At 55.3% G+C, this 22,933-nt stretch carries 19 protein-coding genes; 11 read left to right on the top strand and 8 right to left on the bottom strand.

Features of this window, described 5'->3' with window-relative positions:
- Positions 1–13: 13 nt before the first annotated feature.
- The 3 genes from AC5DDB_RS26665 to AC5DDB_RS26655 form a co-directional block, all read right to left on the bottom strand.
- Positions 14–1,549 (bottom strand): YifB family Mg chelatase-like AAA ATPase, encoded by a 1,536-nt coding sequence (locus AC5DDB_RS26665; RefSeq protein ID WP_491742814.1) that lies wholly within the window; start codon positions 1,547–1,549, stop codon positions 14–16.
- Between the two features lie 173 nt (positions 1,550–1,722).
- Positions 1,723–4,479, bottom strand: coding sequence for a choice-of-anchor Q domain-containing protein (locus AC5DDB_RS26660; protein ID WP_491742813.1), 2,757 nt, complete (start codon positions 4,477–4,479; stop codon positions 1,723–1,725).
- Positions 4,480–4,663: 184 nt separating this feature from the next.
- Complete coding sequence (locus AC5DDB_RS26655; protein WP_491742812.1) at positions 4,664–6,055, bottom strand: DUF8689 domain-containing protein; 1,392 nt, start codon at positions 6,053–6,055, stop codon at positions 4,664–4,666.
- 263 nt (positions 6,056–6,318) lie between these two features.
- On the opposite strand from AC5DDB_RS26655, the gene larC reads away from it, so the two are divergent.
- The 3 genes from larC (at position 6,319) to AC5DDB_RS26640 (ending at position 9,256) form a co-directional block, all read left to right on the top strand.
- Positions 6,319–7,626, top strand: a complete 1,308-nt coding sequence (gene larC / locus AC5DDB_RS26650; RefSeq protein WP_491742811.1) for a nickel pincer cofactor biosynthesis protein LarC — start codon at positions 6,319–6,321, stop codon at positions 7,624–7,626.
- Between the two features lie 30 nt (positions 7,627–7,656).
- Positions 7,657–8,142, top strand: coding sequence for a hypothetical protein (locus tag AC5DDB_RS26645; RefSeq protein ID WP_491742810.1), 486 nt, complete (start codon positions 7,657–7,659; stop codon positions 8,140–8,142).
- Between the two features lie 355 nt (positions 8,143–8,497).
- Complete coding sequence (locus AC5DDB_RS26640) at positions 8,498–9,256, top strand: SDR family oxidoreductase (protein WP_491742809.1); 759 nt, start codon at positions 8,498–8,500, stop codon at positions 9,254–9,256.
- Between the two features lie 147 nt (positions 9,257–9,403).
- Here AC5DDB_RS26640 and AC5DDB_RS26635 read toward each other — a convergent pair whose 3' ends face one another.
- Positions 9,404–9,976 (bottom strand): cob(I)yrinic acid a,c-diamide adenosyltransferase, encoded by a 573-nt coding sequence (locus AC5DDB_RS26635; protein ID WP_491742808.1) that lies wholly within the window; start codon positions 9,974–9,976, stop codon positions 9,404–9,406.
- Between the two features lie 273 nt (positions 9,977–10,249).
- Here AC5DDB_RS26635 and AC5DDB_RS26630 point away from each other — a divergent pair, with 273 nt between their 5' ends.
- The 6 genes from AC5DDB_RS26630 (at position 10,250) to AC5DDB_RS26605 (ending at position 14,847) form a co-directional block, all read left to right on the top strand.
- Complete coding sequence (locus AC5DDB_RS26630; protein WP_491742807.1) at positions 10,250–10,699, top strand: DUF2752 domain-containing protein; 450 nt, start codon at positions 10,250–10,252, stop codon at positions 10,697–10,699.
- Positions 10,700–10,864: 165 nt separating this feature from the next.
- Complete coding sequence (locus AC5DDB_RS26625; RefSeq protein WP_491742806.1) at positions 10,865–11,578, top strand: hypothetical protein; 714 nt, start codon at positions 10,865–10,867, stop codon at positions 11,576–11,578.
- 48 nt (positions 11,579–11,626) lie between these two features.
- Positions 11,627–12,301, top strand: coding sequence for a hypothetical protein (locus AC5DDB_RS26620; protein WP_491742805.1), 675 nt, complete (start codon positions 11,627–11,629; stop codon positions 12,299–12,301).
- A gap of 165 nt (positions 12,302–12,466) precedes the next feature.
- Positions 12,467–12,895, top strand: coding sequence for a hypothetical protein (locus AC5DDB_RS26615; protein WP_491742804.1), 429 nt, complete (start codon positions 12,467–12,469; stop codon positions 12,893–12,895).
- A 70-nt stretch (positions 12,896–12,965) separates the two neighbouring features.
- Positions 12,966–13,511: a methyltransferase family protein gene (locus tag AC5DDB_RS26610; protein ID WP_491742803.1), complete on the top strand. Its 546-nt coding sequence runs from the start codon at positions 12,966–12,968 to the stop codon at positions 13,509–13,511.
- A 121-nt stretch (positions 13,512–13,632) separates the two neighbouring features.
- A complete protein-coding gene (locus AC5DDB_RS26605) occupies positions 13,633–14,847 on the top strand; it encodes a cation:proton antiporter (protein WP_491742802.1) in 1,215 nt (404 codons plus the stop codon).
- A gap of 19 nt (positions 14,848–14,866) precedes the next feature.
- Here the strand turns inward: AC5DDB_RS26605 and AC5DDB_RS26600 are convergent, their stop codons facing one another.
- Entirely contained in the window at positions 14,867–16,363 is a 1,497-nt protein-coding gene (locus tag AC5DDB_RS26600; protein ID WP_491742801.1) for a diadenylate cyclase, read from the bottom strand.
- Between the two features lie 150 nt (positions 16,364–16,513).
- Positions 16,514–17,863 (bottom strand): Gfo/Idh/MocA family oxidoreductase, encoded by a 1,350-nt coding sequence (locus AC5DDB_RS26595; RefSeq protein WP_491742800.1) that lies wholly within the window; start codon positions 17,861–17,863, stop codon positions 16,514–16,516.
- Positions 17,864–18,141: 278 nt separating this feature from the next.
- Between AC5DDB_RS26595 and AC5DDB_RS26590 the strand changes: the two genes are divergently transcribed.
- Both AC5DDB_RS26590 and AC5DDB_RS26585 read left to right on the top strand, forming a co-directional pair.
- Entirely contained in the window at positions 18,142–18,990 is an 849-nt protein-coding gene (locus AC5DDB_RS26590) for a PSP1 domain-containing protein (RefSeq protein WP_491742799.1), read from the top strand.
- A gap of 111 nt (positions 18,991–19,101) precedes the next feature.
- Positions 19,102–19,779: a DUF502 domain-containing protein gene (locus tag AC5DDB_RS26585; RefSeq protein ID WP_491742798.1), complete on the top strand. Its 678-nt coding sequence runs from the start codon at positions 19,102–19,104 to the stop codon at positions 19,777–19,779.
- A gap of 12 nt (positions 19,780–19,791) precedes the next feature.
- Here AC5DDB_RS26585 and AC5DDB_RS26580 read toward each other — a convergent pair whose 3' ends face one another.
- Both AC5DDB_RS26580 and AC5DDB_RS26575 read right to left on the bottom strand, forming a co-directional pair.
- Positions 19,792–20,217: a carboxypeptidase-like regulatory domain-containing protein gene (locus tag AC5DDB_RS26580; RefSeq protein ID WP_491742797.1), complete on the bottom strand. Its 426-nt coding sequence runs from the start codon at positions 20,215–20,217 to the stop codon at positions 19,792–19,794.
- A 92-nt stretch (positions 20,218–20,309) separates the two neighbouring features.
- A complete protein-coding gene (locus AC5DDB_RS26575; RefSeq protein ID WP_491742796.1) occupies positions 20,310–22,661 on the bottom strand; it encodes an FG-GAP repeat domain-containing protein in 2,352 nt (783 codons plus the stop codon).
- Between the last annotated feature and the right edge of the window lie 272 nt (positions 22,662–22,933).

Raw genomic sequence — 22,933 nt, 5'->3', positions numbered from 1 at the left:
ACAGCGATTCAAGCTACTGCCAATATCTTCGGTCAAGTGTCCGATAGTTGATCGCTTCGGAGAGGTGCAGGGCAGTGATTTGGTCTTGTTGGTCTAGGTCGGCGAGAGTGCGGCTGATGCGAAGGATTTTGTCATGAGCACGCGCAGAAAAGCCCATCTCTTCCATCGCGTTTTTGAGGAGAGTTTCCGCATCGGCATCCAAACGGCAAAATCGGCGGATTTGTCGAGGCGCCATTTTCCCATTGAGAAGATCCGGGTGCTCGTGAAATCGCTTGCGTTGAATCTCTCGTGCGATGAGAACTTGCTCGTGCATTTGTTCGCTGGTGGTGCCGTTGGTGGCATTCGAGAGTTCCCGAAACGGCACCGGAGGCACTTCAATGTGGATATCAATACGATCGAGCAACGGACCGCTAATCCGATGAATATAACGCTCGACTTGTTGCGGACTGCATTGGCATTGTCGTCGAGGATCGCCACGATAACCACAAGGACAGGGGTTCATAGCCGCGACGAGCATGATGTTTGCTGGGAAGGTAATGCTGCCGATCGCTCGGGAGATGGTCACGGTGTTTTCTTCGAGTGGTTGCCGAAGGACTTCCAACGTGCGGCGGTTGAACTCTGGCAGTTCGTCGAGAAACAGCACACCGTTGTGGGCCAAGGAAATTTCGCCAGGGCGTGGTGTGCTACCGCCGCCCACGAGTCCGGCTTCGCTCACCGTATGATGTGGCGTGCGGAAGGGACGGAGCACGATCAAGGATTGATCCGTTGGCAACCGGCCAACTGCGCTCCAGACCCGTGTGGTCTCCAGGCTTTCTTCGGACGATAAGCGGGGAAGAATCGTTCCTAGACGTTGAGCGAGTAGTGTTTTTCCAGTTCCTGGGGAACCGATCATTAGGAGATGATGGTTGCCCGCGGCGGCCACGGTCACGGCACGTTTAGCCATCTCTTGGCCTTTGACGTCGGCGAAATCGATGGGGTAGCGGCCAAGTTCGTCGACGGCGTTGGTCCACGAAAACTCGACGGGAGCAATCGGTAACTCGCCGGTGTAAAACCCGACAGCTTCGGCGAGCGAGCCCGCTGCGATCACTTCGAGTCCGTCGACGACAGCGGCTTCGCGGGCGTTCTGAATGGGGACCACGATTCCGGTGCACCCTTGCTGACGGGCGGCAACGGCCATCGACAGGGTACCGTTTACCGGTCGGAGGGAACCGTCCAACGCGAGTTCGCCAGTCGCGGCGTAATTCGCGAATTGGTCGGATGTCAATTGCCCACTGGCGGCAAGAATGCCCAACGCAATCGGCAAATCAAAACCCGCGGCGTCTTTGGGAAGATCGGCCGGGGACAGATTGATGACGATGCGATCGATCGGTCGTGTGTAACCACTGTTGATAAGCGCTCGCTCGATGCGGTGCGTGCTCTCCCGCACCGCTGCTTCCGCCAAGCCGACCAGTGTGGTCTTCGGCATTGCAGCGGGTGAGATGTCGACTTCCACCTCGACGGTCTTCGCGTCGATGCCGAACAAGGAATACGTCAGCAATTTCGCCAGCATCCGAAACTCATCCTCGATGAACCAGTGATCATCCTTTGATCATTGTGCGGCGAGGAGAACGCGACTGCAAGCAAACGGGAATCATCGAGGGTGACGAAAATGACGTTCAAGGGATGCAGAAAACCGCGCGGATAGTTCATGTGATGATGTTCCGCGCGGTCCATAACGTACGTCTATCCGAAGATAGTTTGGTCGGTGAAGACGCTGCGGTTCTTGCCGGTGATGGGGTTCCAGAAGAAGAGCCGGTCGATACCGATAACCGGGTTCGATGCATTGGCATCGTTGAACGGAATCAGAGTGCTAAAGTCGTTGCCGTTGAGGGCAGGGCGGTCGACGAAGTCGGAGAACACGCGGTTCAAGGTGGGCTGCATAGCGAAGATGTCGGAAACCACCATGCGATTCTTTCCAGTCGTCGGGTTCCAGAAGAAGATGTCGTCTAGGCCGTCTTGGTTGAAGTCGCCGCTGGCGAGTTCGCTGAAATCGTTGCCGTTGATGGCGATATCCTGAATCAGATTTGTTTGCACGGCACCGAGACTGTTGGCAGAGCCGAAGGTGTCAATCGAGAATGAAACGACGCGGTTTTTGCCGCTGGCGTAGTTGACGAAGAAAATCGAATCCAAACCCGGCGAAACGAATTCCCCGATTTCGATTTCATTAAAATCGTTGCCGTTGATCGCACCTGTTGGCACGACATTGGTCTGGATGTTGATGGATTGCGAGGCGGTCCCAGGAGTCACAGCATCGAAGTGCACGATACGGTTGCGTCCGGAGACGGGGTTCCAGAAGAAGAGGTCTTCGCCGTTGCCCGCGTCGAAGTTTCCAGCGACCAACTGTTGGAAGTCGTTACCGTTGATCGCGCCTGTTGCAACGACGTTGGTTTCAATGACCGACGTGACTGAACCAGGATTGCCGTTGAAGTGGATGAGTCGATTGCGTCCGCTGACGGGGTTCCAAAAGAAGAGGTCGTCGTTTCCGCCCTCGTCGAAGTTTCCGGCGACAACCTGGACGAAGTCATTTCCGTTCAAGGCCCCGGTTGCGATAGGGTTCGTAAGGATCTGGCCGTCCCCGAAGACAATTCGGTTTTCACCGGTGAGGGGATTCCAGAAGAAGATGTCATCATTGGCGAAACCAGGGAAGCCGACAGAGCTGTTATCAAAGTTCCCGGCCACGTTGACGGCGTAGGAACCGTTAATTGCTCCCGCGTTGAACGGCGAGTCCTGCACGGTGTTGAGCGGTGTGACTAGCGGTGTAGAATCCATGCTGGAGTTGTCGTTGACGTTGACGTCCCCGCCGGTTGTTGCATCTGAAAATGCACTGACGCTTAAGTTGGTTGTTGTTGTTCCAGTCGCCGGACGGGAATTGGGGATCACCGAGAAAAAGAGATTTCGTGTCGCGCCAACATCAAGATTGAAGGGGGTAAACTGAAAGATTCCGCTATCGGCAGGTGTCTCAGTCCAACCGGATGTACTTCCGAAGGCGTCAAATTCGACGTTGTTTCCAAGCGTCGCCGTCACTGTAATTCCAGTGGCTGGCCCAGCGTTGTTGGCAATCGTAACGGTGTATAACAGGGATTGACCCAGAACACCGAAAGCATCAGAGTCGGTGACAGTCGTCGTGAGATCGACTTCACTTTCTAACGCACCGATATCGACCGTACCCCCCTGAATGCGTTCGAATCCCAGGCCACGCTGATCGAGCGGGAAGGGCACGTTCGTTTCAACAAAAATTGCCGCGGCATTGCTTCCGGCGTTGATGGCGGGACTTCCTAGCACTGGGCGACGGGTCATCGTGGGACCACCGTTGTTTGCCGGGTCCGCGACGATTTGATTCAGCGGCAGTATGTTACCGTTTCCGTCACCGAGAATGTTTCCTTGTGTGCCATGTTGTAATCCGCCGGCTGAGTTGGGGTCACCAATCAAGTTGTTGACGCTGCCAGCGCCTAGACTCACATTGGCGACATCGTCGCTCGTCTGCGTCGTGCCACCGACATTCCCCGCCACGATCGTATTCGATATCGTCGTCGTGGCCGGGTTCGCTAACGAAGCGACTGTGAAGATACCACCACCGGTGCTTCCGGCCCCATTTTGTACGATTGTGGCATTGATGACCGAAAACGCCCCTCCACCATTATAAATACCGCCACCGGAGTCTGCGGTGTTGTTAGTGATGGTTGTATTCCGAACTGTGTTTGTGGCCCCGGTCGCTGCGGTCGCAAAAATTCCACCGCCTTCTGTCGCGGCAGTGTTGAGGGCAATGTTGGACGCGTCAACGGTCAGTGTTCCATTGACCGCGGCAAGTCCTCCACCGACTCCGTCTGCTTGGCTGACTGAAATATTAACGTCACTGAGTGTGAGATTTGCACCATTGCTGAAGATCGCCCCACCGTTGTTGGAGTCCAGGGTGCCACCATTGGCGCGTCCGCGCTGTAGGTTCAAGCCTGAGATTTCCACAGTGATCGACCCGTTTATCACGCCATCAACGAAGAAAATCTGCGATAAATTTCCCGCGTCGATTGTCAACTGATTTGCCCCCAACCCGCGAATGTTGAAGTCGTTGGTCAGCTGAAAACGACCCATAGTTGTAATTGCGGCTGGTCCGTTGCTTACCAGCGACGAATCAAATTGAACAGTGTCGTTCGTACCAAAAGCCTGACCCGTGTCGACTTGTGTCTGCTCAGCCGGTGTCAGATCAGGGAATGGCATTCCCATGTTGATCATACCGATGGCTTCACGAAGCGTCACAAAATCGTCAAGATTTTGGTTATCCTCCAAACTGTTGACCGTAATCGTCGCGAGCAACACACGGTCTTCGAGGACATCCGCAGCTACCGGCAGTCGGGATCGGTGGGATCGACGGGAGCGAAGCCGACTGGGACGGTTCGTCAGGCCACAAACTGCGCGCAAGTTGGACGTCCAGGAGAATAATTGCATCGGCCCACACGATCGAATAGATGTGAAAAGAGGATTGAAGAGGAACGCACGCTAACGCGCGATCGGGGCAGTTGCAACGTAAAAATGAATTTGTTGCGAAGAACCCACGCGATCTGCAAAGCGTGCGGCGTCTCTAATAGGTGGGCAAGAGATAGTTTGAGAGTGACTGCCAATCCAAGCCGAATCATTTTGCGCCGGTGACGGCGAAGTAGTTTCGTGCGGCGGCGTCGATCATTTCTGTTGTGAGTTTCGGCGGAAGTTGGTGGAAGCGTTGGTAGTTTCGCATCAAGTTCAGTAAATCGCGTGGTTGACAGAAGCGGTATGTGCGGCCGACAGCCTGATAGTGCTTCTCGACGAGATATTGAATGTGCGTTTCGTCGCACTCCATGCCCATCTTGGCGGCGAGCTTGTGGAAGAGTTGCACGAATTCCGTTTCACTGGGGTCGCGGGCTTCGATCTTGTACGGAATGCGACGCAAGAATGCTTCGTCAACAAGCTCTTCGGGAACCAGGTTCGTTGCGAAGACGAGCAATTGCTCGAAGGGCATTTTGATTTTTTTGCCACTGGGGGTGTTGAGGAAGTCGTACTGTTTCTCCAACGGCACGATCCAACGGTTGAGCAGTTCGGTGGTACTCATGCGTTGGCGACCGAAGTCGTCGACGACGAGCGTTCCACAGTTACTCTTGAGTTGCACAGGGGCTTCGAGCACACCGGTCGCGGCATCGACGCAGAGTTCCAGACTCTCCATCGTGAGTTCACCACCGACAACAACCGTGGGACGTTCGATGCAAACCCAACGTGCATCGACTTTGACGTCTTCGCCTAAATCCGGCGGCTTGGCGATTTCATGCATGGTCGGATCGTACAATCGCACGATTTCTCCGCCGATCGTGATCGCCCGTGGCAGCCAAATTGTTTTGCCGAAGGCTTGTGTCAGCCGTTCGGCCATACTGGTTTTCCCGTTCCCTGGATTACCGTAGAGAAACACTGCCGCAACCGACATCAATGCTTGGCCGAGTTGGCTAATCACTTCCGATCCGAGTTGCAAATCTCCCAATGCTTTTCGCAGCGAGGCTTCCGTGGGACGTTCGCGGAGCAACGATTGAGCCGTCACGCTGTCGCAATATTCCTTCAACGGCACCGGAGCCGCACCGAAGTACGTGCTGCGTTTCATCAAGAGACCCGCACGTTCGTAGCCTTCGGGTGTGAGTTCGTGTTCGTAGTCGTTCACCCCGGCCGAGCGACGGTAGGCGACGAGTTGTTCGCTTTTCATGCGGCGAAGTTGGTCGTTCACAATCGCGAACGGTAAGCGAATTTGCTCCGCGACCTTCCGAGCCGACGCAACCCCGGCATTGAGCAGGAACTTCAATGCGATCGCTTCAATGGTCGGTTCCGAAACCCCAGCCGATTTGAGGTCCCTTGGTTCACGCGGAAACCAAGCCATCGGCGGAGTTGACGGAACGGTTTCGTTCGGTGCCACTGGGCCGGGCAGCATGCAGGTGTCGGCTTCTTGCGGTTTCATGCCGGTCGATTGACGCAACTCGGCAATCAAACTGGAAAGATCTTCGCTGAGCATGGGGGAAATCTCACAAAACGGAGTTAACAGACTTGGTAACCCCACAAAGCGGTTCACTCTACGGAGTGCGAGTGCGCGAGGAATTCCAAAGTCCATGTTCACCATAGGTCACACGACGACAGAGTCAAAAAGAACCTGCCAATCCGGAGTTTTGACCTTGGTCATCGTAAGGCCGGTCGGTAGAATTCACCGGTTTTGACGTTTCTCCCTCTTCAATGGGGAGACGATCGCAAGTTCCCGTTCTACCACGAGTTGAGTGCCACGTGCGGATTGCCTACCTGGATTGTTCGACCGGAATCAGCGGTGATATGACGCTCGCCGCCCTGATCGACGCCGGTGTGCCTGCCGATGCGATTCAAACCGCGATTGCTTCGCTGGGAATCGACGGCGTGCGGTTGCATGTGGATTCGGTCATTAAAGGCGGGTTCAAAGCAACTTATGTGCGAGTGGAACACCCGGAACAACACGCTCACCGGCATTTGGCCGACGTACATGCGTTGATCGACGGAGCCGCAGAACTTACCGATCGACAACGCGATTTGGCAAAACGATTGTTCGGTCATGTGGCCCGGGCCGAATCGACGGTCCATGGCATGCCGATCGATCAGGTGCATTTTCACGAAGTCGGCGCGATTGATTCGATTGTGGACATCGTCGGAGCCGCGGTGGGGTTCGATTTGCTCGCCGCCGACCAGATTGTGTGTTCGCATGTGCCGACCGGACGCGGGCAAATTTTGATCGATCACGGCGTTTGCACTGTGCCTGCACCGGGAACGGCGGAGTTACTCAAAGGGATCCCGCTGACCGATGTGCCCGTGGAAGCGGAACTCACCACACCCACCGGAGCGGCGATCCTGACGACGTTCGTCGATCGGTTCACACCGGGTTTGCCAGAGATGCGGATTGAATCGATCGGCTACGGAGCCGGTACCAAAGATTTCCCGCAGCGGGCCAATGTGTTGCGGTTGTTCGTGGGGTCGGCGGTTGCTTCGGACGAAGTCGATCAAGTCGCGTTGTTGGAAACGAATCTCGATGATGTTTCCGGTGAAGTCGTCGGCTTCACCAAACGCAAACTCTTCGACGCCGGCGCGTTAGATGTCTTCACCACCGCGATTCAGATGAAGAAAGACCGTCCGGGCGTGGTGCTCAGCGTGCTGTGTTCGCCGGCGAAAGTGGACGAACTCGAATCGATTCTATTCGAGGAAACCGGCACATTCGGTGTTCGTCGGCATCTGTTGTGGCGATCCAAACGCACGCGAAAACCACATACCGTGGAGACGGTGTTCGGCGCAGTCCAGGGGAAACTCGGGTTTCGACACGGCAACCAAGCGATTTTTACGCCCGAGTTCGAACATTGTGCGGAAGTCGCTGAGAAGGCGGGCGTGCCGTTGCGGGATGTTTACCGAGCCGCCGAAGCGAATTTCGACCCGGCGAGCGTCTCTCCCATCGAGACTGGCAGCGGGGATCATCACCACGACCACCACACGCACGACCACGATCATCACGGTCATTCCCACGACCATGACCACCACGGTCACTCACATGATCGTGACCATGATCACCACAATTGACCGTTCCCACCCACCGGCAAGGATGCCCCGATGTTTTCTGAACTTCTCGACGGACAAACGCTGTTTGCTCTCGGCATCGGACTGTTAACAGTCACGATGATGCGGATGACGATCCGTCGTCGCAAAGGGCTGTACCGCAACGTGGAACCGTCGATTTCGGCGAAGGAAGTCGCCCCCGTTCAAGCGGCGAGCGAACGCCTGAACGAACTCGAAGTGCGATTACACGACTACGACCGCGAAATCACGGGTCGCGTGGAAACAACACTGGCTTTGCTCGATCGACTCATCGAGGAAGCGGATCACGAAATCGTGCGATTGGAAACGCTGCTCGAACAAACGTTGCCCTCGAATCGGTCGGGCGTGAACTCGACCCCCCGCGACCGCGAAGTCGTCCGGCAACTCCGCACAGCCGGTTACGGCGTGCAGGAAATCGCGGAATTGACAGGGTTGTCCATCGTCGAAGTTGCTCGTCTGTTCGACAACCGCGATGACAACGAACAACGTCGAGCGGCGTGAAGTATCGGGCGATCGTTTCTCGAAATTGGGTGGCAATACCGGGAAGTGCATGGACGGAATGCATCTACCTTTATCGCTTGATTCCTACTTGTGTGGCATGCCCACAGCTCGGGGTGGGCATGAGCGAGCGACTTGCGAATGTCAAATCATGTCCACGCAAAGCCGTGGACATGCCACCCTGCCGCGTGAAGATCGGAAGTGTGCCACGGCTCTGTGAGCCGTGCTGAGCAATCCTCCCAACTGGCAAACACGGCTCACAGAGCCGTGGCACCCGTTCCGCGTGTTGGCGTTCGTCTGACGTTGCCGGTATAACAACACCATTTCATCCAAGGGTCTTGATGGATTGGTTGGCGACGTGTTGGAATTGTTTCAATTGAATGGCCGAGTGGCGTTGGTGACGGGGGCGAGTCACGGGTTGGGACAGGCGATGGCCTGGGGATTGGCTCAAGCCGGGGCCGATGTGGCGAACGTCTCGCGACGAGACACGGCAGCCGAGACACGCGAACTCGTGGAAGGTGAAGGCCGTCGGTTCCTCGACTTGCGAGCGGATTTGTCACAAGCTGATCAGCGTGTCGGGCTTGTGCAGAAGGTCGTCGATGAGTTTGGGCGGATCGATATTCTGATCAATAACGCCGGCAACGGTGAACGGTTCGTGCCGGAGGAATACCCGCTGGAGAACTGGTCGAACTTGTTAGCCGTCCATTTGGATGCGACGTTCGATCTGTCGCAGCAAGCGGCCAAGTTCATGCTGGAGCATGGGCGGGGGAAGATCATCAATATCGGGTCGGTACTCAGTTTCGAAGGCGGTTGGCACATCCCGGCTTACGCGGCGGCGAAACATGGAATAGCCGGTTTGACGAAATCGCTGGCGACCGGTTGGAGTGCTCAAGGCATCAATGTGAATTGCATCGCGCCCGGTTATTTCGACACCGATCCACCAAATGGCTTACGAAACGACCCGGTCCGAGGACCGCAAATTCTCGATCGCATCCCCTGCGGCCGATGGGGCCAACCCGACGAAATCGCCCCCCTCGCCGTGTTTCTCGCTTCAGACGCCTCGAACTACATGCACGGCAGCGTAGTGCCAATCGACGGGGGATGGCTGGCCAGATGAGTTCGATGTGGAGGGTTGAGAGTAGAGAGTGGAGAGTACAGAAAAGGTTAGTATGCGATTCCGATTTCTCCGACTCTCTACACTCCACTCTCCACCCTCTACAAATACCGCATACGTAAAACGCGTTTTGGCGCGTTTTACGTATTCTCATTTCCCTTGCGGTTTCCAAAGCACATCGGCCCGGCCTTCGTCGTTCGTGAGTCGGGCCCAGACGAATAACAAGTCGGACAGGCGGTTCAGGTACACCTGCACTTGGGCGTTGACCGGTTCTTGCTGAGCGAGGGCGACGACGCCGGTTTCGGCACGTCGGCAAACCGTGCGGGCATGATGCAAATGGGCCGCAGCCGCAGTTCCGCCGGGTAGAATGAAACTCGTCAGCGGTTTCAGCCGTTCGTTGGCTTCGTCGATCCATTTCTCCATGCGTTCGATAGGCCCCGGTCCGAGTCGCAACGGCGGGTGTTCGGCGGAGTCTTCATCGGGACGCACCGGCACACACAAGTCGGCACCGACATCGAACAAATCGTTTTGAATTTGTTGAAGTCGTTCGGAAAGCGGGGCTGGTAATTCGGTCGTCAACACGAGACCAAGCACCGAATTCAATTCATCCACGCCACCGTAAGCTTGAATCCGTGGGTGCGTTTTCGGGACGCGTGTACCATCGCCGAGCGCAGTGTGACCGTCGTCCCCAGTTTTCGTATAAATGCGATTCAGATAAACCATGGGCTTTTATTCAGATAATGAGATGGACATGCAACGGTTTGTTCGAAAGGGCGTCAACCTGATGTCGGATACGAGGATCGTAAGTAACAACGTCCAGAATCTTGCTATCCTCAATCTTCCATCCTCAGGAACGAACCCTCGAAATCGGACGAATGGTCAAATGACAATCTTGCCAGTTGGACTTCGTTCAACCACACATTCCGTTATATTCGAAAATCGCTCTTGCAGCGAATGGGCGAAACCGGTAAGACTCCCGCACTCTCTCAAATCTCAATGACAACTCATTCGGAATTCGCTGAACGACCTTTGCTAGGGCGTCTCGAACGCGGCTTGTTGCTGTCTTGGAGCATCATGCTGGTTCTGTGTTTCGCTTTGGCAGCGTCGTTGAATCCTGACCCGCGGGGGTACGGGACTCACGAACAACTTGGTCTGCCGGCGTGCTCCTTTTGGGAACTCATAGGCCGTCCCTGTCCGGGGTGCGGCATGACAACCAGTATTTCATTATTTGTTCGTGGTCGATGGATCGAATCCGCGCGGGCCAATGTCGGGGGACTGGCATTGGCGGCGGCGTGTCTCTTCCAGATTCCTTGGGCGGGATACATCGCTTGGACCGGTCGATCGCCTCGCAGATTTCCACCTGCCAGCGTCGCCATTTGGACCTGCGGCTTGATCTTCATCATAGCCAGTCTCCAATGGCTGCCCCGGTTTCTGGGAATTCTGTAGTTCAGATATCTCAACTTTGAAACTCAAGTCGGGTGGCATGCCCACGGTTTTGCGTGGGCATGATTCGATGTTCGATCGCGGAAAGTCCATGCCCACCCCAAGCTGTGGGCATGCCACTCAACCGCATGGATAGTTCGTTTTTCTCAATTTCAACTTGGCAGTTCTATGCAACGGACGCACGGAAGCGGCCGCCATTCTCAGATCGCGTGGCCAATGTTGGTGGTTTGTCTCGGCATGGTTTTGGCCGTCGTCGGCTGTGGACCAGTCGTGATGATCAACAAGATGATCTTCGGTGATCCGGAGATCGACAGCCCTTTCAAATTGGCTACCGGTATTGACCTGACGAAGGGCAAGCACAAGGTCATCATCATCTGCGACGCGCCGTCAGCGATTCGCGATGGTGATATGACGGGCCTCAGTCATCAGCTCGTGGAGACACTTACTCGGCAACTCCAGCGAGCCGGTGTGAAAGTGGTCGACAGCAACAAGGTTCGCGACTGGATGGACGACAACGGCGGACGGCTAGACGATCCTCGCGATCTCGCCCACGAGTTCGATGTCGACTTTATCGTGCACGTCGACCTGTTGAACGTCAGCTTCTATGAAGAAAACAGTCCCGATCTCTTCCGTGGGCAAGCTCAGGGAGATTTGATCGGCTATCGCGTCGAGAAAGATGAGGACAGCGAAGAAGGCGAAGAACGTCGGATCGCTCGGCAAGTTTTCTCGAGTGGGTTCGGAACAACGTATCCCGAGTTCAGCCCGATTCCGGCATCGCAAGTCGATTCCCCCCGGATTTTTCAACGCCGTTTCGTGCAACGTCTAGCGAGTCAACTCGGCCACATCTTGCATGATCACACCGCACCGACGGAAGTATTTTAGACTCGGCGAGGATCGAGGATCGTAGATCGAGGATAGAAGGAAACAATCATGGTCTTCGCGAACAAAAATCACCGACGCATTAGCTTGATGCTTTTGGCATCGATGCTGACAGTTGGCACATTGTCCGGTTGCAACTTGTTTATGCTTGGAGCGTATTTGATCGGTGGTCCGCCTTCGATCGAACCGGCATTCGACGGCGAAACCGGAATGTCGATGACTGAGAAAGACATCAAAGTCGCAGTCGTCTGTACCGCGCCGCCGGATGTGCAACTTCAGTTCTCGAACATCGATTCGGACTTGGCGAAGTATGTCGCAATGCGGATGCACCTCAAGAAGATTCAGGTCATCAACCCCGATCGTGTGAACGATTGGCTCGACCGCAATCCCGATTGGGACACGCCCGAGGAACTCGGCGCGAAATTTGAGGTCGATTACGTCGTGTATGTGGAGCTAAAGGATTTCAGCCTCTACGAAAAGAACAGTGCTGAACTGTTCCGCGGGCGTTCCGATGTGATGGTTTCGGTCTGGAAAATGGACGAAGACGAAGGCGAGCAGATCTTCAGCCGCGATGTCGAATCCGTGTATCCGCGAGCCGTGGCTCGATCGTCCTATGAGACGAAGTACTCCACCTTCAAACGCGAGTACCTGGAAGTTCTCAGTGACGACATCGGCAAGAACTTCTACGAAACCTACCACGGCGACGACATGATCAACGCGAACTGATGCCCGCTCGTGCTGACTTAGGGACAGTGATTTCTCTCGGTTCAACACCAAAACGAGTTGGGTATCGAGGATGGAGTATGGAAGATTGAGGATAGCGAGTGCACGATCAAAGGTGATTCTCTATTCTACGGTTTTCCAACTTCGAACTTCTGACTTCGAACTTCCATGACTTCACGGCTTGCATCGCGTTGGTTGCGACGGGTGTTGCGATTGAATGCGATCGTGTTGATGCTCGCATTTCCGGCCGTCGTGATGCCGGAAGCTTGGATGAATTCCGCGGCAGTCGCCTTGGGAATGGGGATGCCGTCCGATACGCCGTTGTTCAACTATCTGACACGCACGCTCTCGGCGTTATACGGTTTGTGTGGAATCGCAACTTGGATTCTCGCATCGGATTTGCCTCGCTATGCCCCGCTGGTTCGGTTGTGGGGCACCAGCGTCGTCATCGCAGGAATCGGTTTTTCGTTGCTCGATTTGATCGTCGGCATGCCGGGAGCATGGGCGGCGATCGAGGGTGGATATCTCGTGCCGACCGGGATTCTTGTGCTCTGGTTGGACGGGCGTCGTAACGCAGAAGATGACCCATCCGGTTGACGCCCGTACTACAGTTTCTCAAAGTGAATCTTCGCCCCCCCATTGAACACTGACCCACTTTGAGCCATCGATGAAGACCGTTTGGCAAGATCTCCGTGCGATTGTGATCCTCCCCGGCACGGCGGTTATCTTTATGCCTGTCTTTTTGTGGTGGCGGTTTGGTGTCGATCCACATGGGCTTTGGACGGAACATCGCCTATGGGCGATTTTGCTGGCCGTTGTCGGCGTGATGTTCGTGTTCGCTGGTTTGCGGTTGATTGTTGCGACAATCGCAATGCTGCGAGCCATCGGCAACGGCACCATTGCACCCTGGGACCCAACACAACGGTTGGTCGTGCAGGGCATCTATCAACACGTGCGGAATCCGATGATCTCCGGCGTATTCGCGGTCATTTTGGGCGAAGCGATGATCACCGCATCACCGGCGGTGTTGTTATGGCTGATCATCTTTGTGATTGGTAAATCGATCTACATTCCATTCGTCGAGGAACGCTCACTCCGCCGCCGATTCGGTAGCGATTACGACGAATACCGCGTCGCCGTTCCTCGATGGATTCCCCGTCGTACGCCCTGGGAACCAGATTGGACGCGACAACAAGCAACCGGGAATTCCTGAGAATCTATCCGCTAGAACTTGATCGAACGGCTCATCGACGTCAACGTGTGGGGACTGAGCACTCAAGGAGCGGTTCGACGCTTCGACCGATTGACCTGACTCTCAAGGATGTATCGTTCTCATGGAATTGTTGGTCATTTACGCGGCGACGTTGTTGGTGGCGGTTTTGTTGTCGGGGTGGGCGGAACGCAGCGTGATGTCGGCGGCGGTTCTGTTTCTGTTCGCCGGGTACTTGTTCGGCCAACCGTCGATGGAACTGGTCAGCGTGCTGTCGACGATCGCACTCTTTACCGTGCTGTTCACCGATGGCATGCATGTGAGTCTGCAAGATCTACGCTCGGCGTGGCGATTGCCGGGGCGGGCGTTGTTCTTCGGCATGCCATTGACACTCGTGGGAACGGCGTTGCTCGCTCACTATGTGGCGGAGTTGTCGTGGTTGGATGCGTTTCTTGTCGGTGCGGTACTCAGCCCGACCGACCCTGTGTTGGCCGCCGCGATTGTCGGCCGTGAAACCGTGCCGCATCGTTTGCGTCACCTGCTGAATGTGGAAAGCGGACTCAACGACGGGTTAGCGTTGCCCGTGGTGATCGGGCTGTTGGCCGCCGCGGGGGACCAGGCGGACGCACCATCCGCGTTGGCGATTCAAATGGTGCTCGGGTTGGCACTTGGAATTGCAATTCCCTGGATCGCGTTAAAACTCGAAGGCAGCAAGTTCTTCGAATCGTCGCAGGATTACTACGCATTGAACGCATTTGCGATTGGCTTGCTGCTGTTTGCAATCACCGAGAAATATCACGCGAACGAGTTTCTGGCAGCATTCTTCGGCGGGATCACGGTCGCGACGGTCAGCCCGATGTTCCGCGATGCCTTCCACGAGTTCGGTAGCCTAGTGGCGGAGCTGCTGAAGTTTCTCGCGATTCTGGTGTTCGGGGCGTTGATCTCGATTGAGTTCTTACAAGAGATTCCCCAAAGCGGTTATATCTTTGCGGCTCTGGCGTTGTTTGTGGTTCGCCCGGTGGCACTCGCGTTTGCTTTGATTGGCACCAAGCTGACGCTGAAAGAATGGGTGGCCGCCTCATGGTTCGGTCCGAAGGGGTTTGCTTCGGTGGTGTATGGACTGTTGATCGTCCAGTCCGGCCACGACACTGGCGACCAACTATTCCACCTGATCGCGATCGTCGTCGTCAGCTCCATCGTCTTACACTCGTCGACCGACGTACTCGTCGCGAAGTGGTTTGAAAGTCATCCCATCGAAGAAGGCGAACCCAGTCACCATCACGACGTCGTCCATCCCACCCTGGAAGAAACACCGAACGAAGAACCGCCGTTGAGTTGATAGCCAGACGAATGGCTAACTACTGATCCGGTTTTGCACTGTCTTCTGCAGGTTTCGGAGGTGGGCTTTTCTTCCAAATGAGGGTGACGTCCACTTGCTGTGGTTCGTTTTCCTCAAGTTGAACACCCTCGGGCGGAAGCAGAGCGGCGGTAAGATTTGTCATCGTGCCTTCAACCGTCAACTCGCCGAGTTCGATTGTTTCCGTAGGGATCTCGGGAACCGTTTTGAAGGCTCCATCACGAACAATGGCTCGAACGGATGGCGGGTCGATACGCACTTCGGCGAGTTCCCAGCCATTATCAACTTTGCCATCGGTGCTGACGCCGATCGGCGCACGAACCTTGTGCACACGATACAACTGCAACTGAACCGCCGCGGGATCGGCCTGACTGAGTGACATTCCCAATGGCAGTCGCACCCGTTCGGCGGTGATCGGGAATGAACGATGACCCGACCGCTTCGGTTCGGCGAGGTCGATTGAGACCGTGAAATCGGATGGACGAACATCACGGAACGACCGCTCGGTTCCGGTGACTGCCAACCGCACTTCACTAGGCCAAACGTCGTCAACGGCCCATCCCTCCGGCATGTTGCGAACTTCGACGGGCACGTTTTCGTACGAACGCATCACCGGATCGATTTGATAAGCAATACCGATCCACAAAAGAACCGCCGATACCAACGACGCCAGTTTCAAACCCAGTCCGCCGACGAACCCACCGACACGATCTTCAGACTCGGCAGATTTAGCATGCTTTTCTTCGAACTCAGCCAGTAAATTTCGCAGTTCCGGCGGGTTTTCGAGTGGCGTGAGTTGTCGTTCGTGAGCCACGCTGACGGTTCCACGTTCTTCCGAAACCGTGATGATGAACGCATCGGTGCATTCAGCCAACCCGAGCGCAGCAGCGTGTCGCGTGCCACCGGGACCAAGCGAATCCAGGTTCGACGACAACGGCAAATGCACCGCGAAGTGGGACAGTCGGTCATGATAGATAATCGCGGCCCCATCGTGTCCCGGAGTCTTGGAGTGGAAGATGCTTAGCAACAACGGTTCGCTGATTTTGCCGCCCAACGGAATCCCGCCACGAATGTGCGGCTCAAGCGGTTCTTTGCCCTGAAACACGATGAGCGCACCGGTTTTCTGTTCGGACATTCTCATGACGGCTTCGATAATGGCAATGCGTGACTTCTCAGACTCGGCCATCCGGTTCTGTCGCCAAGGACGCCAAGTCGAAAATTGTTCGAACGCTCGTCGTAGATCTTGCTGAAAGATGATGACAAGACTCAGTGCCAATACCGTCAATCCGGCACGGAAAATAAACAGCGTGACGTACATACCGAACACGTGAGCAGCCAGATACAGCAAACCGGCCACAATGAACGCGAACGCGACGGCATAGGAAGCTCGCTTCCGAATCCAATTGATCGCGAAGTAGACGAGAATCGTCCACAAAGCAATGTCGGCAATGTCAGCCAAACGGATGTGATTCTTCAGGTTCTCAAACCAAGCCGGCATCCGTGTGCTCCATTCTCAGTTGCATCGATCATAACCCGCGTTCTGGTGCGTCTGTTGCGAATTGTATGCAATAGGCTCGGACGATGAAGCAATAAAAATAGCCGATACCCGCAGGTATCGGCTGAGAACAATCACAATGGCGAAACGAAATTACGCTTCTTGGTACTTCGCAATGTCAAAACCTTCACGGTATTTGCGACGGATCAACGATTCGCCGCCATCGTCCATGTTGGTGACTTTCATGCTTTCGGCGTCCCACTCGATCTTTTGACCGGCTCGCAAGGCGACATTGCCCAGCAAGATGGTTTCGGTCAGTCGACCGGCGTAGCCGAAGTTCGACATGGTCATTTTCGGATCGCCGGCTTTGGCGGCCATCATGAATTCTTCGTAGTGACCTTTGGTGCGTGGGAGCGTCTTCTCGGGCTCTTTGTAGTCCGCGAATTCGTCCTTCGGCAACAAGATACGGGTCCGGCCGTAGTCGTCGCGGGAGTACATCTTGCCTTTCGAGCCCACGATCACACAACCGCTGCCCGAGGGAGATTCGCCTTCGAGCAATTCCTTCGGTGGCAGTTTTCCACCGTCGTACCAAACGACTTTGACCGGGCCACGACCGTCTTTTTCCGGGAATTGGAAGGTGATGATCGACCACGCCGGGTAGGTTTCGTTTTCCACGATCCCGGCAGATTCCGCCACCACACTGGTCGGATCGAACAAGTTCAACGCCATCACTGGCATGTTGGCAGTGTGGCAAGCCATGTCGCCCAATGCCCCGGTGCCGAAGTCGAGCCAACCACGCCATTTGAACGGTGTGTACACGCCATTCTTGTAGGGACGCTCTTGAGCTGGGCCGAGGAACATATCCCAGTTCAAGTTCGGCGGAACGGGATCGGAACCTTCCGGGCGTCCGGTGCCTTGTGGCCAGATCGGACGGTTCGTCCAGATGTGGACTTCGCTGACGTCGCCAATCGCGCCGCTTTGCACGATTTCCACGCTGGTTCGCATGCCGTCGTCAGCGGTGCCTTGGTTACCCATTTGGGTGACGATGCCTTCTTTGGCAGCGACTTCCCGCATCAAACGGGCTTCTTCAACCGACCAAGTCAGCGGCTTTTGCACGTAAACGTGCTTGCCCATCCGCATGGCGGGCAGGGCGGCCACTGCGTGCGAATGGTCCGGCGTGCTGACACTGACGACATCGATTTCGTCGCCGATGTCATCGTACATTTCGCGGAAGTCGGAATACTGCTTGGCGTTCTTGTGACGAATACCTTGCTTCTTGGCAGCGTTTGCATCGATATCGCACAGACCGATGACGTTGCCGAACTTGGCCAACTCATTGCAGTCTTGATTGCCTTTTCCGCCCACACCCACGCACGCGATGTTCAATCGCTCAAGGGGGGATTTCTCTTGTGCGGCCAGCGATTGCGTGCTCACCCACCAAGCGGTCGCGCCGACAGCGGCGGACTGCTTCAAAAAGTCACGACGATTAGTTGATTGCGTCATTGGGTCAAAACTCCTCTCGAACTGTGGAAATGCGTTTCACATTGTGCGGACTGTGAGCCACGCTGAAAACGAAGTCTTCATCGATTGTTTATGGTAAAGCGATGAAAACGCTTCCACAAGCGGACGGGGATAAACGGGCTGGTGAAGTTAGGGGGCACAGCGGGTTTATTGGATGCTGTACTTGATGGCACGGGAAGCGTGCGGTGCGTTATACTATCGGCTCCAGACTCATTCGGAGTCAGACGGAAATCGAGAATTCTGATCGAACGAATCGAATCATGTCGAACCAATATATCGTCCGTTACGGTTTGCAACGACACATTGCGGAGTTCTCCGGCAAGGGACAAACGCGGTTTGTTCGCAATGCCGATGTGATCATCCGCAGCGATCGCGGACAGGAATGGGGAACTGTTCTGTGTTCCGCGACCGAACGCACCCAAGACTATCTCGGGCAAACTGAACCGAAGGGCCGCATCGTTCGGCTAGCGACCGAGGAAGATCGCGACTTGGCCGAAGAGATTCGCGACCTCGAACGCCGTGAGTTTTCCGTCTGTCAGGAGTGCATCACCGAGCGGAAACTCCAGATGGACTTGATCGATGTCGAACACCTGTTCGGTGGCGAGCGAATCGTGTTCTATTATCTGGCGGAAAAACGTGTCGACTTTCGTGAGTTGGTCAAGGCGTTGGCGTCGGAGTTCAAAACGCGGATCGAGATGCGACAAATCGGTGTGCGTGATGAGGCCAAGTTACTGGCCGACTACGGAGACTGTGGCAAACCCGTCTGTTGCAACACGCACTTGCAAGAGATGCCGCCGGTTTCGATGAAGATGGCGAAGATTCAAAAAGCCACGCTCGACCCGAACAAGATTTCCGGTCGCTGCGGTCGGCTGAAATGCTGCTTGCGTTACGAGTACGACACCTACGAAGAGTACCGTCGCGAGTTGCCCCGCGTGGGGGTCACTGTGGTAACGAAAATCGGTCAAGGTCGCGTAATCGCTCAGGAAATTCTCTCCCGGAAACTCATCGTGCGTTACGAAGACCAACGTCAAATGCTGACCGACGCCGACGATGTCCTGACGGTCATCAAGTCTTCACGGAATAAACCATCCGGCGGCGAGAACAACTAATTTCGTAGGTCAGAATGTGCCTGACAAATCCACGCAAGTGAAACGGCCTGCGTCAGGCTTAGCCTGACTGACGTTGCTAGCAATAGAATCAACAACCAGAAAGCGGGTGGGATGCGACAGTTCTTTCAATCGATTTGGGGGCGGATTCTCGGTTGCTTTGTAGCCGGGGTGCTGGCGATTTTACCCTTGGTGATTACGGTTGCGATCGTCAGTTGGGTCGTAAGTTTCGCTCAGCGATTCGTTGGTCCCGGTACCGCAATTGGCGATGTGCTCAGTCGGGTCGGGTTACGGTATTCCCAGAATTCGGTACTGGCCTACATCATTGGTTGGCTATTTGTCCTCGGAGTGATCTTTGCATTGGGCGTGTTATTGCAGTTGGGCATGCAACGACTGTTCTCCGGATTGACGAATGCAGTGATTCGACGTGTGCCGATTTTAGGGAGCATTTATGGCACAACGGAACAATTCGTCGGTTTACTCGATAAGAAGAAAAGTGCCGAACTCTCCGGGATGACCCCGGTATTTTGTTGGTTCGGCGAGAAAACGGGGGCCGGGTTATTGGCGTTGTTGGTCTCACCGCAGAAGTATCGGATCAACGATCGCGACTACCAAGTCGTCATTGTACCGACCGCCCCGGTCCCAGTCGGGGGCGGATTGTTCTTCGTGCCCGCAGAAAACGTTCAGCCCGCGAATATGTCGATCGACGGGCTGATGAGCATCTACATTTCCATGGGTGCAACCGCCGGTCAATACATGCAAGTTCCGCAAGTTGCTCCGAAAGCGAATTGATCGAAAATGCGATCAATCCTTGAAGTCGATGTCGTAAGTGCGTTTGTCGGTGGTGATGTCGACTGTCAAATCGGTCGTCGAGGTTGATTGGAATTTCTGAGGCACGGAGAAGTCTGTCTCGTTCTCCTCCGGCGACTCTGACTCGTCGCTGCTGGGCGGTGTGATCGCGACTTTGTAGCTTCCCGGCGGTATTGCAGATGCGCCACTGAGTGCATACGCGCCGTCAGCAGAGAGGGTGGTCGTCCGCGATGCACCGGCATCTTTGGACTCGAACACCAGCACCGATCCTTCCGGCACGGGATCACCGTTAAAAGTCACTTTTCCTTGGATCGAAACGGTCTCTGTGTCGCGACTCCCCTCACAACCAGCGATGATGAGTGTCGAAGTCGCGACGAGAACGCAGACAACAACTGAAGTCCGACGTGAAACAGTTTTCATGAGACACTCCTTGCGAATAGCTAGTTACCCAACTGCCAAGACCTCGATTCCACGGTAGTTCAACGCTGTTCTTCACGTTCGATTCATGGGTATTATTTGTCCTTGGCAGCGGTCTGCTGCGGATACACAATCACGCGATCGTGGGTCAGCAACACCAAATCACGATGCCCATCACCCGTGACATCGACCACCAATGCCTCTCGCGGATTGATACCGGGACCGGCGGAATCGCTGAAGCTCTTGCCTTCAAAAACGGGGAAGTGCGTGGCATGTCGTAAACCGTGTTTTTCGTCGTAAGCCAGAAGCTCGATGAAGTGCGATCTCACATCCAATAACGCAACGTCGGCTTTGCCGTCGGCATTGATGTCGCCTGCGACCGCGTCCGTGAAGAATACCTTTTTGAGTGGCGACTCGTAATTCGCCAATTCGTTGAGTTCCACTTTCGCTCCGCCGGAATACAGCACCGCGAACTTACCCCGACCGACGAGAATCAAATCCGGTTTCGCATCGCCGTTGACGTCCGCCACTCGCGTTCCCAGAAACGGAAACTTACCGATCTCGACTTCTTTCCAAGGCTCGTACAGAGCTTCCGCCCGTTTCAGGATTCGCAAGCGACCGATGCCTCGATCGACCAACACGATTTCTTCGCCGGTTTGCTGATCCAGATCGAGAGCGGCCACCCCAACGATTTCCGTGTTCGAGTCGGTCGCATTGAATTGATCGACGACGCTCCATTGTGCATCGTCTCCAAGGATCAACTCACGGGCGAAACCGTCGCGGGCAACGATCAATGCGCCGCGTTCTTTGTTGGTGTCTCGTGGCAGCACAAAAAGTTCGCTCGACGAGACATTCCCCAATTGGATACCGCCTGACGTTTTCACTGCACTCAAGACGTCCGAATCCTTGCCACGACTCAATAGAACCGGAAGTCGTCCGAGACTGAAGAACGCAAGCAGATCAGGACGGCCATCGCGATCGGCGTCGACTTCGACCAAACGCTGAGGTGTGCCGGGAAGTTCAATGGGTTGCACGCTGAGAGCGTTGACTGTTCCGTCCTTTTGGAACGTAAGAGTTTCCACGCCAGATTTTTTCGCGTCGAGCTTCGACAAGCACACGATCTGTGGCGGCTGAGTTTCGTCGGGCTGAACGACTTCGAATGCCTCCGGTTCGCCCTTCGTCGTGATTGCTTCCGGGAAGGTCAGCCGACCGTTTTCGAACCGACTGATCCCGATCGTTTTTTCCTTCGGACTGAGTACGAACACTTCCGCGCGAGAATCGCCGTCGATGTCTGCAACCCGAACCTGCGTGATTCCGACAAGACTTGGAAACGACTCCGCCGGCCCAAGTCCGCTGCCTTTCTGTTGACGATAGACCAAGATTTGCGCGGATGATGGTGCAGTCGCCACGACATCTTCCAAACCGTCGCCATCAATGTCTCCGGTCGCCAGATCACGTTCGCGTTCGGAACCACCATCGCCGAATCCGTATTGAATCAGTCGCGGCGCGAGTTCATCTTTCTTGTCTGCCGATCGCATTTGCAGGATTTTGACGCGATTGGTTCGTGAGTCGACCACCAACAATTCGCTACCGGGTTTCCCATCGACTTCGCCGATGCTCAGCGAACGCGGTCGACTGAGGTCGAATTCCAACTCCGGGCCGAGCGTATGGTCGGGCGACTGGCGACGCACACAGAGCACGCGATCGTTCGATGCACCGGCGGTGTAACACAGATCGTTCAAGCCGTCGGCATCGAGGTCGGCAATTTGAGCCAAACCAAGTTCGTCGGAGGTGTTCATCAACCGTTTCGGTGTCGACATCGACTTGTCCGCCTGTTGATACAGCACGTAAGTCGCCTTTTCGCCCAGAACGGCAATGTCGGTGAGTTGATCGGAATTCAAATCGCCTGCCGCCATCACCCACAGCGAAGCGTTCACGTCTGGCAGCCGCACTTCATACCGCTTTGACCAGGCTGGTACGTTCTCGGGCGATTGGAAGTAGATCGTCAATTCATCCGGCTTCCCGAGTGCGGCGATGTCGGTAAGTTGGTCGCCGTTAAAGTCCCCCAGGGCCAGCGTGGAAATCTCTGCATCGACAGACAATTTCTGATGATCGAACCGCGGTGCATTCTCGAGGGCATTGACGTCGTCGGTATCGGCTTCGGGAGTTGCGGTATCAGGGTCGCGTTGGATGAGCAGATCAAGTCGACTATGGCTATTGTCGATCAGCACCAAATCGGTTTTGCCATCGTGATTCAAATCCCCCGCGAGCATACCTTGCGATCGTTCTTCCAACTTGAAGATCTCGAGCGCGTCGAAGCCGTAGTAATCGGCCAGCGAGGTTTCGTCTTTTGGTGTTGGCTCGTCTGCACACAGTCGGACGGCCATACCGACGAGCATCAAACCCATCGTGAGAATCAAATGGCCAATCGTTCGCCCGTCGATCATTGTATTGTTTCCTTGGTGATCAGTCATGAGGACTGCCGGGGGAATGGTCGCGTGTCTTCTTGAAAACTTCAAAGATCACGCATCGTCGGCGACAACGCAAGTGAGCCGGAATTGCTTCGTGGTTAGTCGGGCAAAAATTTATTCGTAGCAACGCACGACTTTTGCGACGACAAACCCTGCCCGAAAAGCAGGCAGCCGTGCATTTCCGACCTAATGCCCCCTCCGGTGCGGATGTTGACTGGTCTCCAATTTTTTCTCAAGCACACTCGCCT

The sequence above is a fragment of the Thalassoroseus sp. genome, assembly GCF_984380535.1.
Note: the sequence above shows the minus strand (reverse complement) of the source record. Positions and strands in the feature narration are given on the sequence as shown.

What these genes read in the sequence shown, in the direction of transcription:
- AC5DDB_RS26615 (WP_491742804.1), top strand. Translation starts at nt 12,467, where the DNA reads ATGACTTCACGGCTTGCATCGCGTTGGTTGCGACGGGTGTTGCGATTG.
- AC5DDB_RS26580 (WP_491742797.1), bottom strand. Translation starts at nt 20,217, where the DNA reads ATGAAAACTGTTTCACGTCGGACTTCAGTTGTTGTCTGCGTTCTCGTC.
- AC5DDB_RS26655 (WP_491742812.1), bottom strand. Translation starts at nt 6,055, where the DNA reads ATGCTCAGCGAAGATCTTTCCAGTTTGATTGCCGAGTTGCGTCAATCG.
- AC5DDB_RS26605 (WP_491742802.1), top strand. Translation starts at nt 13,633, where the DNA reads ATGGAATTGTTGGTCATTTACGCGGCGACGTTGTTGGTGGCGGTTTTG.
- AC5DDB_RS26630 (WP_491742807.1), top strand. Translation starts at nt 10,250, where the DNA reads ATGACAACTCATTCGGAATTCGCTGAACGACCTTTGCTAGGGCGTCTC.
- AC5DDB_RS26610 (WP_491742803.1), top strand. Translation starts at nt 12,966, where the DNA reads ATGAAGACCGTTTGGCAAGATCTCCGTGCGATTGTGATCCTCCCCGGC.
- AC5DDB_RS26575 (WP_491742796.1), bottom strand. Translation starts at nt 22,661, where the DNA reads ATGATCGACGGGCGAACGATTGGCCATTTGATTCTCACGATGGGTTTG.
- AC5DDB_RS26595 (WP_491742800.1), bottom strand. Translation starts at nt 17,863, where the DNA reads ATGACGCAATCAACTAATCGTCGTGACTTTTTGAAGCAGTCCGCCGCT.
- AC5DDB_RS26625 (WP_491742806.1), top strand. Translation starts at nt 10,865, where the DNA reads ATGCAACGGACGCACGGAAGCGGCCGCCATTCTCAGATCGCGTGGCCA.
- AC5DDB_RS26620 (WP_491742805.1), top strand. Translation starts at nt 11,627, where the DNA reads ATGGTCTTCGCGAACAAAAATCACCGACGCATTAGCTTGATGCTTTTG.
- AC5DDB_RS26635 (WP_491742808.1), bottom strand. Translation starts at nt 9,976, where the DNA reads ATGGTTTATCTGAATCGCATTTATACGAAAACTGGGGACGACGGTCAC.
- AC5DDB_RS26660 (WP_491742813.1), bottom strand. Translation starts at nt 4,479, where the DNA reads ATGCAATTATTCTCCTGGACGTCCAACTTGCGCGCAGTTTGTGGCCTG.
- AC5DDB_RS26585 (WP_491742798.1), top strand. Translation starts at nt 19,102, where the DNA reads ATGCGACAGTTCTTTCAATCGATTTGGGGGCGGATTCTCGGTTGCTTT.
- AC5DDB_RS26600 (WP_491742801.1), bottom strand. Translation starts at nt 16,363, where the DNA reads ATGCCGGCTTGGTTTGAGAACCTGAAGAATCACATCCGTTTGGCTGAC.
- AC5DDB_RS26645 (WP_491742810.1), top strand. Translation starts at nt 7,657, where the DNA reads ATGTTTTCTGAACTTCTCGACGGACAAACGCTGTTTGCTCTCGGCATC.
- AC5DDB_RS26590 (WP_491742799.1), top strand. Translation starts at nt 18,142, where the DNA reads ATGTCGAACCAATATATCGTCCGTTACGGTTTGCAACGACACATTGCG.
- AC5DDB_RS26665 (WP_491742814.1), bottom strand. Translation starts at nt 1,549, where the DNA reads ATGCTGGCGAAATTGCTGACGTATTCCTTGTTCGGCATCGACGCGAAG.